Annotated in this window: 13 protein-coding genes and 1 pseudogene; 6 read left to right on the top strand and 8 right to left on the bottom strand. The window is 64.4% G+C overall.

Features of this window, described 5'->3' with window-relative positions; genetic code table 11:
- Positions 1-64 precede the first annotated feature (64 nt).
- The 6 genes from KHO49_RS19775 to KHO49_RS19750 all read right to left on the bottom strand — a co-directional run bounded on the left by KHO49_RS19775 (position 65) and on the right by KHO49_RS19750 (position 5,492).
- On the bottom strand, positions 65-1,642 hold the full coding sequence (locus KHO49_RS19775) for an ABC transporter substrate-binding protein (RefSeq protein ID WP_102881854.1): 1,578 nt from the start codon (positions 1,640-1,642) through the stop codon (positions 65-67).
- A gap of 149 nt (positions 1,643-1,791) precedes the next feature.
- Positions 1,792-2,349, bottom strand: a complete 558-nt coding sequence (ddpX, locus tag KHO49_RS19770; protein WP_102881853.1) for a D-alanyl-D-alanine dipeptidase — start codon at positions 2,347-2,349, stop codon at positions 1,792-1,794.
- Positions 2,350-2,381: 32 nt separating this feature from the next.
- Positions 2,382-3,242, bottom strand: a complete 861-nt coding sequence (locus tag KHO49_RS19765; protein ID WP_102864625.1) for a MurR/RpiR family transcriptional regulator — start codon at positions 3,240-3,242, stop codon at positions 2,382-2,384.
- Positions 3,243-3,383: 141 nt separating this feature from the next.
- The gene (locus KHO49_RS19760; protein WP_213665682.1) at positions 3,384-3,890 is read right to left on the bottom strand and encodes a nucleoside 2-deoxyribosyltransferase; all 507 of its coding nucleotides are present in this window, start codon (positions 3,888-3,890) and stop codon (positions 3,384-3,386) included.
- A 35-nt stretch (positions 3,891-3,925) separates the two neighbouring features.
- Positions 3,926-4,282, bottom strand: coding sequence for a 6-carboxytetrahydropterin synthase QueD (queD, locus tag KHO49_RS19755; RefSeq protein ID WP_011062303.1), 357 nt, complete (start codon positions 4,280-4,282; stop codon positions 3,926-3,928).
- A gap of 130 nt (positions 4,283-4,412) precedes the next feature.
- On the bottom strand, positions 4,413-5,492 hold the full coding sequence (locus tag KHO49_RS19750) for a patatin-like phospholipase family protein (RefSeq protein ID WP_110596167.1): 1,080 nt from the start codon (positions 5,490-5,492) through the stop codon (positions 4,413-4,415).
- Between the two features lie 161 nt (positions 5,493-5,653).
- Between KHO49_RS19750 and KHO49_RS19745 the strand changes: the two genes are divergently transcribed.
- From KHO49_RS19745 to KHO49_RS19730, 4 genes are read left to right on the top strand one after another with little or no spacing between them, the layout of a single operon-like run.
- Positions 5,654-5,962 (top strand): PepSY domain-containing protein, encoded by a 309-nt coding sequence (locus tag KHO49_RS19745; protein WP_213665681.1) that lies wholly within the window; start codon positions 5,654-5,656, stop codon positions 5,960-5,962.
- Positions 5,962-6,276 (top strand): PepSY domain-containing protein, encoded by a 315-nt coding sequence (locus KHO49_RS19740; protein ID WP_102864629.1) that lies wholly within the window; start codon positions 5,962-5,964, stop codon positions 6,274-6,276. The genes KHO49_RS19745 and KHO49_RS19740 overlap by 1 nt, the downstream gene beginning before the upstream one ends.
- Complete coding sequence (locus KHO49_RS19735; protein WP_102864630.1) at positions 6,276-6,944, top strand: response regulator transcription factor; 669 nt, start codon at positions 6,276-6,278, stop codon at positions 6,942-6,944. The genes KHO49_RS19740 and KHO49_RS19735 overlap by 1 nt, the downstream gene beginning before the upstream one ends.
- A complete protein-coding gene (locus KHO49_RS19730) occupies positions 6,941-8,254 on the top strand; it encodes a sensor histidine kinase (protein WP_110596166.1) in 1,314 nt (437 codons plus the stop codon). Before KHO49_RS19735 ends, KHO49_RS19730 begins: the two co-directional genes overlap by 4 nt.
- Before the next feature lie 326 nt (positions 8,255-8,580).
- On the opposite strand, the gene KHO49_RS31555 is transcribed toward KHO49_RS19730, so the two are convergent.
- Complete coding sequence (locus KHO49_RS31555; protein WP_372342512.1) at positions 8,581-9,336, bottom strand: methyl-accepting chemotaxis protein; 756 nt, start codon at positions 9,334-9,336, stop codon at positions 8,581-8,583.
- A 102-nt stretch (positions 9,337-9,438) separates the two neighbouring features.
- A pseudogene (locus KHO49_RS31550) lies at positions 9,439-9,585 on the bottom strand (HAMP domain-containing protein); the annotation flags it as partial.
- Between the two features lie 1,487 nt (positions 9,586-11,072).
- On the opposite strand from KHO49_RS31550, the gene KHO49_RS19720 reads away from it, so the two are divergent.
- The gene (locus tag KHO49_RS19720) at positions 11,073-12,389 is read left to right on the top strand and encodes a Na+/H+ antiporter family protein (protein ID WP_170003402.1); all 1,317 of its coding nucleotides are present in this window, start codon (positions 11,073-11,075) and stop codon (positions 12,387-12,389) included.
- A 192-nt stretch (positions 12,390-12,581) separates the two neighbouring features.
- Positions 12,582-14,261 carry a methyl-accepting chemotaxis protein CtpM gene (gene ctpM / locus KHO49_RS19715; RefSeq protein ID WP_213665679.1) on the top strand — a complete coding sequence of 560 codons (1,680 nt, stop codon included), beginning with the start codon at positions 12,582-12,584 and terminating at the stop codon, positions 14,259-14,261.
- The last annotated feature ends 43 nt before the right edge of the window (positions 14,262-14,304 follow it).

The following is a 14,304-nucleotide window of genomic DNA, read 5'->3' as shown; positions in this document are numbered from 1 at the left end:
GGGGACACGGCAACCCGGCGCCGGCCCGGTTCAGGGGCTGGCGACGGGGATCGCAGGGCCGGTCCTACTTGCTGATTTCGGCGATGTTGAACACCTGTTCCAGCATCGGATGGAACACGTAGCCCTTCACCGAATCGCGCATCGGCAGGCTGTAGTTCTTCTGGTACAGGTAGGCGTAGACGTTGTCCTTGAGGACGATCTTCTGCGCCTTCTGGTACAGCTCGATGCGCTGGGCGGTGTCGTTGGTGGCCGCCGCTTCACGGATCAGGCTGTCCACTTCCGGGTTGCTGTAGAACGAGCGGTTGCCCGGCAGGCCCTGCAGGCTGGAGTCGAACCAGAAGTTCATGAACATGTAGGGGTCGGCGAAGTCCGGGCTCCAGGAGCCGATGGCCACGTCATAGTCACCCTTGCCGACCCGTTCGCGCATGGTGGCGTTGGCCAGTTTTTCCATCTTCAGGTTGATGCCCAGCGGCGCCAGGCCCGCTTGCAGGGTCAGGCCGATGGACTCCCAGTTGGCGTCCTTGTCCGAGTACAGGTAGGTCAGGTTGCTGATCTTCTGCGGGACCTTGGCCAGGCTGGCCTTGGCGCCGTCGAGGTTCTGCTGCATTAGCGGCAGGCTTGGGTCGTGGGCCCACATGCCGTCGGGGATCGGCCCGTTCATCAGCTTGGCCTGGCCCTTGAGGATGCCGTCGACGATGCCTTTGTAGTCGATGGCCTGGACCAGTGCCTGGCGCGCTTCGACGTTGTCCAGAGGCGCACGCTGGTTGTTCAGGTAGAGGTAGTTGACCCGCAGCGAGGGGAAGGTCTGGATCACCACCCCGGACTTGCCGGCCAGGGTGCCGAGCTGGTCTTCGGGCATGTCCTCGATGATGTCCAGGTCGCCGCGTTCCAGTTGCAGGCGGCGCACCGAGGCCTCGCTGATGATCTTGATCACCACCTTGTTCAGGCTCGGCTTGGGCCCGGCGTAATAGCTGTTGGGCTCCAGCGTCAGCGACTGGCCCTTCTGCCAGTTGCTCAGGCGGAAGGCCCCGGAGCCGGCGGTGTGGGTCGAGAGGTAGGCGTTGACGTCCTCGCCCTTGTTGGCCACGTCCGGGTTGATGATGCCGCCGCCGTTGTGGGCCAGGGTGTAGAGGAAGGGCGCGTAGGGCTTCTTCAGGGTGAAGCGCACGGTCAGCGGGTCGACCACGGCCACGCTCATGTCATCCGGGAAGGCTCCGGACGGGCCTTGCTTGAGCTGCATCAGCCGGTCGAAGGAGAACTTCACTGCGGCGGCGTCCACCGGCTTGCCGTCGTCGAACTTGTTGCCGGGCTTGAGCTTGAAGTCCCAGGTCAGGTTGTCGGCGGAGGTGCTCCAGCTCTCGGCCAGGTCGCCCTGGACTTCGGTGCTGCCCTTGCCGTTCTCGACCTTGTAGGTCACCAGCTTCTGGTAGGCCGGGTAGGTCACGGCCCAGTCGTTGTTGTCGATGGTCACGGCCGGGTCGAGGGTCTGCGGGTCGGCGGCCTTGCCGATCATCAGGGTGTCCTTGGGCGCGGCGGCGCTGGCCGCCTGCCACGTGCCCAGGCTCAGGGCGGCGCACAGCAGCGACAGGGCGACACGGGTGGACAGACGCACATCAGGGTTATTGCGCAGATTGGGGGTCATGCCGGTTTCCTTGATCATTCGATGTTGGGAAGTTCGTCAGGTTTTTTATAAAAGCTATAACCGGGCAGTTGGAGCTGAAGCGGTGTTGCAGTACGACCGGCTTGGGGCAGTGAGCTGCCTGTTGTTGTGGCCGGCTGGGGAACGGGAGATCAATGTTCGAAGGGCTGGTCGTGCTCCTGGATCAGGGGGAAGTCTTCGGCGTTGGGCAACTCGTAGTGCCACCACTCGGTGGGGATCGCCTCGAAGCCGGCGCTGAGCATGATCCCCAGCAGCATCAGGCGATTGCGCTGCACCTGGGGCGGCAGGTCGCTGTAGAACTGGTGCGACTTGGGCTCCATGGCATCGAAGGCGGTGCCCATGTCCAGCGGTTGGCCGCTTTCATCCACCAGGGTCAGGTCCACGGCCACGCCCCGGGTGTGGTGCGAGCCCAGGCGCGGATCGCGCACGTAGTCCGGGTTGGGCAGGGCCTGCCACAGCAGTTGCTGGGCGTAGGCCGGGCGATAGGCGTCGTAGATGCGCAGGCCCAGGCCGGCCATGCGCGCCAGCTGGCTGGCCTTGTACAGGCAGGCCGCGGCGTCCTTGTGCAGCAGGCAGCGGGCGTTGCGGTAGATCACCTGGCCGGCCAGGTTGTCGGCGCTGGCGTAGACCAGGTCGATTTCCAGTTGGTGGCGCTGGGCGTCGATTTCGACAAGGGGGCTGTTGTTCACTCACTCACTCCATCTTGGGGCACGCTTGAAGGTCAGGATTCGAACTGGCCGAAGGCTTCCTGCAACGCTCGGTTCTTCGCCAGGCGCTCATCCAGGCGCTCGCCGTAGCCCTCGGCCACCGCGGACACCATCAGGTTGAACAGGCAGGTCAGCGGGGCCAGGGAATCCCAGAACTGGCCGACATCGGTTTTCAGTTGCAGCAGGTCCAGCGGGTAGTCCCGGGCCCAGGGGCATTGCAGGTCGGTGACCAGGGCCAGGGGCAGGGCGTTGGCGTTGGCTACTTCACAGAAGGTCTGGGTGACGGCGGAGTAGGCGCGAAAATCGGAAATGATCGCGTAGGGCTTGGCGAAGCCCGAGTTCAGGGTTTCCGCATAGATGCCCGACAGGCCATCGACGTAGTAGACCTTGGGCCGGATGTATTCCAGGTGGCTGTGGAAGGCGTTGAGGATGCCCCGGGTCGACTGGATGCCGATGATGAACACCGCGTCGGCCTCGACGATCTGCCGCACGATGTCGGCGAACACCTGGCTGCGGGCCAGGCCGTAGACGTGCTGGATGGCCTCGATCTCGCGGTGCATCGAGCGCTCAAGGGCGTCGTCCTGATGGGCTTCGCTGCGAAACGCGCCGAGCCGGTCGGTGATCAGCCAGGAGGCCGGGGCATCGCCGCGCAGGCCTTGCTTGACGTCATCCAGGTTGCGGTAGCCCAGGGAGCGCAGGAAGCGCCCCACGGAAATGCCGGTGGTGCCGGCTTGCTGGGCGATGCTGTCGGCGGTTTCGAAAGGCAACTGCTGGAGGTTGGCCAGCAGGTAGGTGGCGATGCGCTTGCCGGTGGGCGTCAGGCTTGCAAACTGCTGTTCCAGGGTGATTTGGAAACTGTTCTTGTCCATGACCATCTCGCCAGGCGTTCGCGGAAAATGTTATTGAAGTTTCATTTTTGCAATTCGTGTTAGAAACATAACATCGGCTTTCGCGACAAAACAAGGCTTTTGTCCGACGGGGTCGTTTTCGGCAGAAAGTGACGCTGCTGGTTATCTTCAGTGGGCCGCAGGGGCTGCGTTCAACCAGTGCCCGAGGTCACGGATGGCTGTTTCCACACAGGTGCTACGGCCGCTCCAGGTGCAGGCCAGCATCAGGTTGCGCGGCAGGTTGAAATCTTCCACCGCAAAGCCCTGGGCATCGCGGCCCTGGGCGTCGTGGGGTACTTGCTGGCGCAGGGTCGCGGGGCCGCTGAAGTAGGCCCACACCGGCTTGCCCAGGGCGATGGCCGCGCCCACTTCGAAGGCGGTGCCGGAATCCGGCTCCAGGCCGCGAAAGTCGTTGAGGTTGGCCAGCAGGGCGTCGCAGGCGCGGATCATGGCCAGGTTCTGCTGGCAGATCCACTGCGCGGTGGCTTCTGGCGAGAGCTTCTGCGGGGCCTGGTTATCCAGGGGGAACAGACCGTGCAGGCCCTGGGCGCTGCACAGTTGCTTGAGGTATTGGCCATGGGCCTGGGCGTCGGCGCGAAACACATCGAAACCGGCGAGGTAGATACGTGGGCTCATGGGGCAGCTTCCTTGCGACCTGTAGATGGCTCGGCTTATTCGCCGCGGTAGATGCAGCCGCTGGTGCAGGTTTCGTGGATGCGAATCGCCGAAAGCTCCGGCAGCAGCGGCTTGAGTTCGTTCCAGATCCACTTGGCCAGGACTTCGCTGGTGGGGTTTTCCAGGCCGGGGATGTCGTTCAGGTAGTTGTGGTCCAGGCGCTCGTAGAGCGGCTTGAAGATGGCCTTGATTTCCGAGAAGTCGCGAATCCAGCCGGTGTGCGCGTCGACCTCGCCGCTGAGGTGGATCGCCACCTTGAACGAGTGGCCATGCAGGCGGCCGCACTTGTGGCCCTCGGGCACGAAAGGCAGGCGATGGGCGGATTCGAAGGTAAATTCTTTGAAGATTTCCACAGTGTCGGTCAGCTCTGTCAGGTGGCGTCGCCCGGGGGGGCGAGTTGAGGCAGGCGGCGAGTTTATCAGCTTGGCTCCCGGGCTGCGGAAAAACCCTGACTAAAGGGTCAGTGCGCGGCCAGGGACAGCCTCACAGGCTTTGCAGGCGCTCGCCCAGGCGGTTCTGCGCCGCCAGTTCGAGGAATTCATCGCCCAGGCGCCGGCTTTCGTCCATGGCGCTGCGCCAGTATTTTTGCCGGCCGGCGTCATCGCCCATGAAGCGCTTGAAGTCGTTGCGGTCCGGCAGCTTGCCGTAGGGCAGGCGCGCCAGGTATTCCTTCGACGGCGCCAGCAGCAGGACGTCGCGCAGGCGCTCCGGGCTGGCCCGGCGCCAGGGCAGGGTCTTGTCGAACCAGCCGGGGATCACCCGGTCGGTGAAGTGCGGGTAGAGCACGATGTCGCTGCCGCTGTAGGGCAGGTCCAGGTGGTAGTCCAGCAGGCCGCCGTCGCGGAAGGTGCCGGCCCCGGCGCCGGGCAGTTCGCGCACGCCCTGCATGACCATGGGGATCGAGCCCGAGGCCAGCAGCGCCTGGCGCAGGTTGCTGCGGTCCAGGGGCACGAAGCGCGAAGGGAAGTCTTCCAGGGCGTGCAGCGGCGGAGCCAGGCGCGGGTCATGCAGCACCAGGCGTTCGAAGTGCCGCGACAGGCGCGCACGGCCGCGCAGGTTGTCGGCGATCACCGAAGACAGGCCCAGGCCGAGGCGCCCGCGGTGATCGTCTGCCAGCAGGCCGTGGCTTTTGACCACCATGATGTTCAGTCGGTAGTGAGGGTTGTCGAGGATCGAGGCGTCGCGGCCATCGAGCAGCTCATCGAGCATGCGCTGGGAGCTTTGGCTGATCTGCGCCATGGTCACGCCCTTGGCGAAACTCTGGGCGTTGTACAGCTGGCCCAGGCGGCGGATGCCTTCGGCGGCGTCCGGCAGGCAGGCACTGGCAAAGCGCCAGGAACCCACCGAGGCGCCAATCAGCGAACGCTCACGGGGCACCGCCGGCAGCCATTCACCGAACAGCGCCAGGTCCAGGCCCTGAATGCCCAAAGCCTTGGGGCCGCCGGCGGCGCCCGGCAAGGTGCCGACTTCGCCGGCGTGCAGGCCTTGGCGGCGGATGCGGGCCAGGGCGCGGGGGCCGGCCTTGAGGGTCAGGGCGGGAAACTTGATATGGATGGCGGTCATACCGGGCTCACTCTTGAATCAGCCGCCGAGTATAGAGAACCCGGGCGCTTCGGGCCGAGTGAAACTTGTGTCAGGGCCATGATGGCGATTCAGTTTCAATTAAGTTGCCTTGGGTATCGTCGGCGCCATCGGCCTTTGGCCACTGACCTTGGAGACCTGTCATGAAAACCCTGACCGCGCTGTTCAGCGCCAGCCTCATCGCTCTGACCACCAGCCTGGCCCATGCCCGCGACCTGGGTCCCGACGAAGCCCTGCGGCTGCGCGACGCTGGTACCATTGTGTCCTTTGAAAAACTCAATGCCACGGCCCTGTCCCGGCATCCTGGGGCGAGCATCAGTGAAACCGAGCTGGAAGAGGAGTACGGCAAGTACATCTACCAGGTTGAACTGTGTGACCCGCAAGGGCTGGAGTGGGACCTGGAGCTGGACGCCGTGACCGGCCAGGTACTCAAGGATCATCAGGACACTTAATGAACTCGACGATGCGCGCCGGCAGCCGGGTGGCCCTGGCGCTGTTGCTATTCTGCTCCCTGGCAGTGGCCCGTGACCTAGACCAGGACGAGGCCCTGCGCCTGCGCCAGCGGGGGGTGATCCTGCCCCTGGAGCAACTCTTGCAGCAAGCCATGGACCGCTATCCCGGCGCCAAGTTGCTGGAAGCCGAACTGGAAGAAAAACATGATGTGTACATTTATGAGGTTGAGCTGTTGACCCTGGACGGCGTGGTCCGCGAGCTGGACCTGGATGCCGCCACTGGGCGCCTGTTGAAAGATGAGGAAGACGACTGATGCGCCTGCTTGTGGTGGAAGATCACGTATCCCTGGCCGATGAACTGCTGGAGGGCCTGAAACTCCAGGGCTACGCGGTGGACTGGCTGGCCGACGGCCGCGATGCCCTGTACCAGGGTGCCAGTGAACCCTATGACCTGATCATTCTCGACCTTGGCCTGCCCGGGGTCCCGGGGCTTGAGGTGCTGCGTCAATGGCGCGCCGGTGGCCTGGCGACCCCGGTGCTGATCCTCACCGCCCGCGGCTCCTGGGCCGAGCGCATTGAGGGCCTGAAGGCCGGCGCCGACGATTACCTGAGCAAGCCTTTCCATCCCGAGGAGTTGCACCTGCGGGTGCAGGCGCTGTTGCGTCGCTCCCACGGCCAGGCCAATCAGCAGACCTTGCAGGCCGCCGGGCTGCACCTGGATGAAGGTCGCCAATGCGTGGTCCGTGATGGCCAGGACGTGTTGCTGACCGCCGCGGAATTTCGCCTGTTGCGCTATTTCATGCTGCACCCGCAGCAGATCCTGTCCAAAAGCCATCTGGCCGAGCACCTGTACGACGGTGAAACCGAACGCGACTCCAATGTCCTTGAAGTCCACGTCAATCACCTGCGGCGCAAGTTGGGGCGCAGCGTGATCGAAACCCGCCGCGGCCAGGGCTACCTGTTCGGCGGGAGTGATTCGTGAGGTCGATCCAGCGGCGCCTGAGCCTGGGCCTGATCACGGTGATGCTGGTGGTCGGTCTGGTGTTGGCGCAGACCAGCCTCTGGCTGTTTGAGGTGGGCCTGCAGCGTTACCTGGAGGCGGGACTTCAGGAAGACAGCGAAAGCCTGCTGCTGGCGCTGGTCCGGGGCCCTCAAGGTTTGCAACTGGACGAGCGTCGCCTGTCGCCTGCCTATCAACGGCCCTTTTCCGGGCATTACTTCCGTATCGATTTCGCTGATGTGCATTGGCGTTCCCGTTCCCTGTGGGATCAGGAGCTGCCGCAGCTGCAGCGCGCCGGCCTGCAAAGCGACCTGCAACTGGGGCCGGAAGGCCAGCAACTGCTGGTGCTGCGCAGCGACTACAAGCGCCTCGGGCAATCGATCTCCATCAGCGTGGCCCAGGATTACACCCCGGTGCGCGAGAGCTTCCAGCGCATGCGTCAGGTCGGTCTTGGCCTGGGGCTGGCCGGGTTGCTGCTGATTCTGCTGCTGCAGCGGATTACCGTGCGCCGGGCCTTGCGTCCCCTGGAGACCGCACGGGAGCAGATCGCCCAGTTGCAGCAGGGCCAGCGCTCGCAGTTGGACGCCCAGGTGCCGGTTGAGCTGGAGCCGCTGGTGGCGCAGATCAACCATTTGCTGGCCCACACCGAAGACAGCCTGAACCGCTCGCGCAACGCCCTGGGCAACCTTGGCCACGCCTTGAAAACCCCACTGGCGGTACTCCTGAGTCTGGCTTCGGGGCCCAAGCTCGAGGGCCACCCCGAGGTGCGCAGGGTGCTGCTGGAGCAATTGCAGCAAGTGCAGCAACGCCTCAATCGCGAACTCAACCGCGCGCGGCTGGCGGGGGATGCACTGCCCGGGGTGCTGTTCGAATGCGATGCCGAACTGCCGGGCTTGCTGGCGACCTTGAACATGATCCATGGCGAGCACCTGGACTTGAGTTACCAGGCGCCACCGGGGCTGCGCCTGCCCTGGGACCGGGAAGACCTGCTGGAGCTGCTGGGCAATCTGCTGGACAACGCCTGCAAATGGGCCGATGCCCAGGTGCGCCTGAGCGTCGAGGAGCGGCCGCAGGGCTTTTGCCTGCGGGTGGAGGACGACGGCCCGGGCATTCCCGAAGCGCGGCGTAACGAGGTGTTCAGCCGCGGCGCACGGCTGGATGAACAAACCGATGGCCACGGGCTGGGCCTGGGCATCGTGCGCGACATAGTCGACGCCTGCGGCGGCACGCTGAGCCTGGGGGACAGCGAGTGGGGCGGCTTGCGGGTGGAGGTCGAGCTGCCCAAGCGCTGAACTCGCCGGGCGCGAGGTTCGGCGCCCGTGACGGCTGTCGATCAACCGTCGAACCTTGGCGCCCTCTGTAGCCGCTGCCGAGCAACAGCGAGGCTGCGACAAGGCCCGAAGGGCCTTCGGCGTCCTCAAGGGCGGTGCCCTCTTGGGGGCCATCGCAGCCTGCGGCAGCGGCTACACCAACCCGGTTCGGCCCCGATCTGTAGATCTGTAGACCTGTAGCCGCTGCCGAGCAACAGCGAGGCTGCGACAAGGCCCGAAGGGCCTTCGGCGTCCTCAAGGGCGGCGCCCTCTTGGGGGCTATCGCAGCCTGCGGCAGCGGCTACAGGTCAGACGCGGAACTGGTCCATCAGGCTCTGTTGCTGATTGGCCAGGCTGTTGAGGGACTGGCTGACCCGCGCCGATTCATTGGCTTGTTCCGACAGCGATTCGGTGACGTCTCGGATGGTCGCCACGTTGCTGTTGATCTCCTCGGCCACTGCGCTCTGCTGCTCGGCGGCGCTGGCGATCTGCAGGTTCATGTCGCTGATCACCGTCACCGCGTCGCCGATCTGGCGCAGGGCGGTCACGGCTTGACCCACTTGTTCGACGCTGCCCTGGGCCTGGCGGTGGCTGCTGTTCATGGAACCCACCACGTCCCGGGTGCCGGTTTGCAGTTGCTCGATCACTTGGCGGGTTTCCTCCACCGATTCCTGGGTGCGCTGGGCCAGGTTGCGCACCTCGTCGGCGACCACGGCAAAACCGCGCCCGGCCTCTCCGGCGCGGGCCGCTTCGATGGCAGCGTTGAGGGCCAGCAGGTTGGTCTGTTCGGCAATCGAACGAATCACTTCCAGTACCGTGCCGATCTGTTCGCTGTTGGCGGCCAGACCTTCGACCTGGGTCATGGCGGCGCTCATGTCGGCGGCCAGTTGATCGATGCTGCGGGTGGTGCGGTCGATCACGGTCAGGCCCTGTTGCGTGGCCTGGTCGGCATCCCGCGCCGCCTGGGCCGCCTGGGCCGCGCTGCGGGCCACGTCCTGGGCGGTGGCGCTCATCTCGTGGGAAGCAGTGGCCACTTGGTCCACCTGACGATACTGCTGTTCCATGCCGGCGCTGGTCTGGGTAGCGATGGCCGATGACTGGTCGGCGGTGCCGCGGGCGTCCTGCACCGAGCGTTTCACTTCGGCAATGATCGGCTGCAGCTTGTCGAGGAAACGGTTGAACCAGCCGGCCAGTTGCCCCAGCTCGTCCTTGTTGTTGTACGCCAGGCGCCGGGTCAGGTCGCCTTCACCGCTGGCAATGTCTTCGAGCATGTGGGCCACGCCGAGAATCGGCCGGGTCACGCTGCGCGCCATCAGCCACACCAGCAGCAGGCCCACCACGGCAGCCAGCAGGCCCAGGCCCAGCTCCATCAGGGTGCCGCTGTTGTTGCTGGCGTCCAGTTCGCTTTTCAAGGCTTCGGCCGGACCCACCAGGACCTTTTCCGGCACATCCAGCAGCACGCCCCAGGGCTTGCCGCCAGGGATCGGGGTGAAGGGGGCGAGGACCTTGAGTTTCTCCTGGCTGTGCAGGCTGTGGGTCTGGGTGCTATCGGCCAGTTGGCGGATCAGTTCGGCGCCGTTGACGCTGTCGACACTGTCCAGGCGCTGGCTGAGCTTGCTGGCATCCGGGCTATAGCCGGCCAGCAGGCCTGCGGGGCTGAGGATACTGACGCTGGTCTGGCCGGCGTAGAGCTTCTGGCTGGCATCTCGGCTGATGGCCTGCAGGCTGTTGAGGTTGATGTCCACCGACAGCGAGGCGATGACTTTGCCGTTGACCAGCAGCGGGAAGACGATGCTGGTCATCAGCACCTTCTGGCCGTCGATGTCATAGAAGTAGGGCTCGATCACGCAGGGCTTGAGGGTGCTGCGCGGGCAGGTGAACCAGGCATTGGCCGGTTGGCCGCTGGGTCCGCTGCGGGTGTCGCTCATGTCGCTTTCCGGCAGCGCCATGGAGGTCAGCTGGCCCGGGGTGGGCTGGGACCAGTACAGGGCGAAGCGGCCTTTTTCGTTGCTGCCCAATTCGCTCTGGCCGCTGAACAACTCGTCCTTGCCATCCAGGGCGTTGGCTTCGAACACCAGGGACAGGCCCAGCAAGTCGGGGTTGGCCTGCAGCGCCGACTTGACCTGGCGGGTCAGGTCTTCACGCAGGTCGAAGGCGTCGAGGAAGCGTTTCTCGGCCTGTTCCCGCAGGAACAGCACCTGGCGGGAAAAGCCGTGGCCGTATTGATAGGCGTCCATGAACTGTTGGCGAATGCCCAGTGCCTGGACTTCACCCTGGGCTTCGATCCGCGCCTGGGCTGCTTCGTTGAGCATCTCCATGCTCGACGCTTTCACCAGCTCGGAGCTGTGCTCCATGCGATACAGCGAAAGCCCCACCAACAGCGACACGATGCCCAACAGGCAGAGTCCGGCCAGCAGGGTGATCTTCCATTGGATGGAAAGTTGTCTGAGCGACATGGAGGCGTCCTTTATTCGATAAATATCTGAGACTTTGCACTGTAACGGCCGACGAACGGCGTTCTTTAAACGCTTGTTCGAAATAAGCCGTGAGGCTCTGGGGCTGCTGTGCAGCCCGTCGGGAACGAGCGCCCTCGCCACGGGCACGGGGGGCTTGGGTGCTTCGCGAGCAAGCTTGCTCCTGCGGGCGGCGGGGTGCGGGTTTTGACAAGCTGGTTGCGCTGCTGCAAAGTGCGCGCCCTCTAATAAGAACCTCTTTCATCTCGATGTCGGCAGCCCGCTGCCTTCCGGTCGGTCACAGGCTTTTGCGCCTTTTTTAGCGGCGCAGTAATGAGGTAACGATGATTAACGCAGTAATTGCCGCGGTTGGCGTGATGCTGGTGCTAAGCCTGTCCCGCGTGCATGTAGTGATCGCCCTGATCATTGGTGCCCTGGTGGGCGGTTTGACGGGTGGCCTGGGGATCGAGGCTACCCTCAAGGCGTTCAACAGTGGTCTGGGTGGCGGTGCCACCGTGGCCCTGTCCTACGCCTTGCTTGGCGCCTTCGCCGTGGCCATCGCCAAGTCCGGCCTGGCCCATGCCCTGGCGGACAAGATCCTGATATTGGTGGATCGCCAGGACGCCCACGGCGGCGGCCAGGTCAAATGGCTGCTGATCGGCCTGTTGTGGGTGGTGGCGATTGCTTCGCAGAACATTCTGCCGATCCACATTGCCTTCATCCCACTGCTGGTGCCGCCGCTGCTCTATGTACTGACCAAGTTGCAACTGGACCGGCGGTTGATCGCCTGCGTCATCACCTTCGGCCTGATCACCCCCTACATGTTCCTGCCGGTGGGCTTCGGCAACATCTTCCTCAATGAGATCCTCCTGGCCAACGTGGCCCGCAGCGGGGTGGATATCAGCCAGGTCAACGTCACCCACGCCATGGGCATTCCCGCCCTGGGCATGCTCTGCGGCTTGCTGCTGGCCTTTGTCAGCTACCGCAAGAAGCGCGTGTATAACCTGGATCGGATCGAGAAAGTCGAGCAGGTGGCGGTGCAGTACAACCCGCGGACCCTGCTGGTGGCGGGGGCGGCTATCGTCGCTGCGTTCGTGATCCAGTTGCTGCTGGACTCGATGATTATCGGGGCTTTGTGCGGCTTCCTGATTTTCTCGGTGTCGGGCATCGTGCGCTGGCGCGAGACTGACGACCTGTTCACCGAAGGCATGAAGATGATGGCCATGATCGGCTTCATCATGATCGCCGCCTCCGGGTTCGCCGAAGTGATGAAGGCCACCGGCGAGGTCAATTCCCTGGTGCAAGCCTCGGCGGCGTGGATCGGCCACAGCAAGGGCGTGGGCGCCTTGCTGATGTTGCTGGTGGGGCTGTTGGTGACCATGGGCATCGGCTCGTCGTTTTCCACGGTGCCGATCCTGGCGGCGATCTTCGTGCCCTTGTGCGTGCAGCTGGGTTTCAGCCCGTTGGCGATTGTCTGCATCGTGGGCACCGCCGGGGCGCTGGGGGACGCAGGCTCGCCGGCCTCGGATTCGACCCTGGGCCCGACCTCGGGGCTGAACATCGACGGCCAGCACCATCACATCTGGGACACCGTGGTCCCGACCTTCCTGCATTACAACCTGCCGCTGCTGGCCTTCGGCTGGGTCGCGGCCATGGTCCTCTGATTATCTCGCTCTCCTAGAAGCCGGGGGTTGTTGTAGGAGATGGCTTGCCAGCGAAGGCGTCGACAAGGTCGGTGCCAGGCTCAAGGGCCTCTTCGCCGGCAAGCCGGCTCCTACGGGTTCAGGCTCAACTTTTGTTTTGGCGTGCCGTTAACGCGGTTATCACGCCAATAAAAAACCAAGAGTGAGCCCACTATGCGCTTGAGCCTGAAGGCCAAAGTCCTGTCCCTGGCGGTACTCCCGGTACTACTGTTCGCGCTGGTGATCAGCCTGAGCACGGTGTTCATGTTGCGCCAGCAGGCCCAGAAAGAGGTTGAGGAAACCCGTAGTCGTCTGCTGGTCGAGGCCAAGACCACGCTGCAGAGCTATGTCGAAGTCGCCCTGAACACGATCAAGCCCCTGTATGACGCGGCGGCGCCCGGGGATCAGGCGGCCCGGGCCGAGGTGGTCAAGCTGCTGTCCAACATCACTTACGGCAAGGACGGCTACTTCTTCGGCTACGACTCCGAAACCGTGCGTCTGTTCAAGGGCAACAGCCCGGACGGCGTGGGCAAGAGCTTCAAGGACAATCGCGACCCCAACGGCGTTTATGTCAACCGCGAGCTGGTGCGCGTGGGCAAGGACGGCAGCCATTACGTGCAATACAGCTCGACCCAGCCGGGCAGCGACGTGCTGGTGCCCAAGCTGGGTTACACCGAGTACTTGCCCAAGTGGGACATGGTGCTGGGCACCTCGGTCAATCTCGACGGCATCGACGCCCAGGTGGCGGCAGTCCAGGACAGCGTCAACCAACGCATGGAAGGCATGGTCCTGAGCATCCTCGGGATCGCCGCGGTGGTGCTGCTGGTGATTGCGGCCCTGGGCCTGCTGGTGGCCAACACCATGCTGCGGCCGCTGAACCTGATGAAGGCCAACCTGGATGACATCGCCGCCGGCGAAGGCGACCTGACCCGGCGTCTGGCGATCACCAGCCAGGACGAACTGGGGGAACTGGCCGGTTCGTTCAACCGTTTTGTCGACAAGATCCACGGTCTGGTGCGCCAGATCACCGAGATGACCGGGCAGCTCACCGAGCTGGTGACCCAGGTTTCGGATCAGGCCCAACGTTCGGAACAGGCCATGGAGCGTCAGCGTCACGAGACCGATCAGGTGGCCACGGCGATCAATGAAATGTCTTCGGCTGCCCAGGAAGTGGCGCGCAGTGCCCAGGGGGCGGCGGTGGCGGCGCAACAGACCGATGAGGAAGGCCAGGCGGCCAAGCGCGTGGTGGATGGCAGCATCCAGCAGATCCATGCCCTGGTCAGCGATATTCGCAACAGCGGCACTTCCCTGGACAGCTTGCAGCAGGACGTGGCGTCGATCGTCAGCGTGTTGGATGTGATCCGCTCAATCGCCGAGCAGACCAACCTGCTGGCCTTGAACGCGGCCATCGAAGCGGCCCGGGCCGGGGAGGCCGGGCGTGGTTTTGCCGTGGTCGCCGACGAAGTGCGGGCCCTGGCCAGCCGTACCCAGCAAAGCACCCAGGAAATCCAGGGCATGATTGATCGTCTGCAGCAGGGTACTCGGGTGGCGGTGGACGCCATGCGCCGCTCCAGCGATGCCGGCGATGGCACCTCGGTGAAAGCCAACGAGGCCGGTGCTTCGCTGGACACCATGGCCCAGCTGATTGGCACCATCAATTCGATGAACGCACAAATCGCCAGTGCGGCAGAGGAGCAGACCGCGGTGGCTGAAGAGATCAACCGCAGCGTGCACCAGATTGCCGTGGCGGTGGACAGCGTGGCCGATGAAACCCAGCGCGGGGCCCAGACGTCACGCAGTCTGGCGGACCTGGGGCAGCGCCTGGGTCGGTTGGTGGGGCAGTTCCGGATCTGATGTTGTGCTCAGCCAGCCGCCTGGGGCGGCTGGCAAGAGCGCT

Source organism: Pseudomonas sp. RC4D1 (assembly GCF_018390395.1).
GTDB classification, from domain to species: domain Bacteria; phylum Pseudomonadota; class Gammaproteobacteria; order Pseudomonadales; family Pseudomonadaceae; genus Aquipseudomonas; species Aquipseudomonas danubii.
This window is presented reverse-complemented; position numbering and strand designations above follow the sequence as displayed.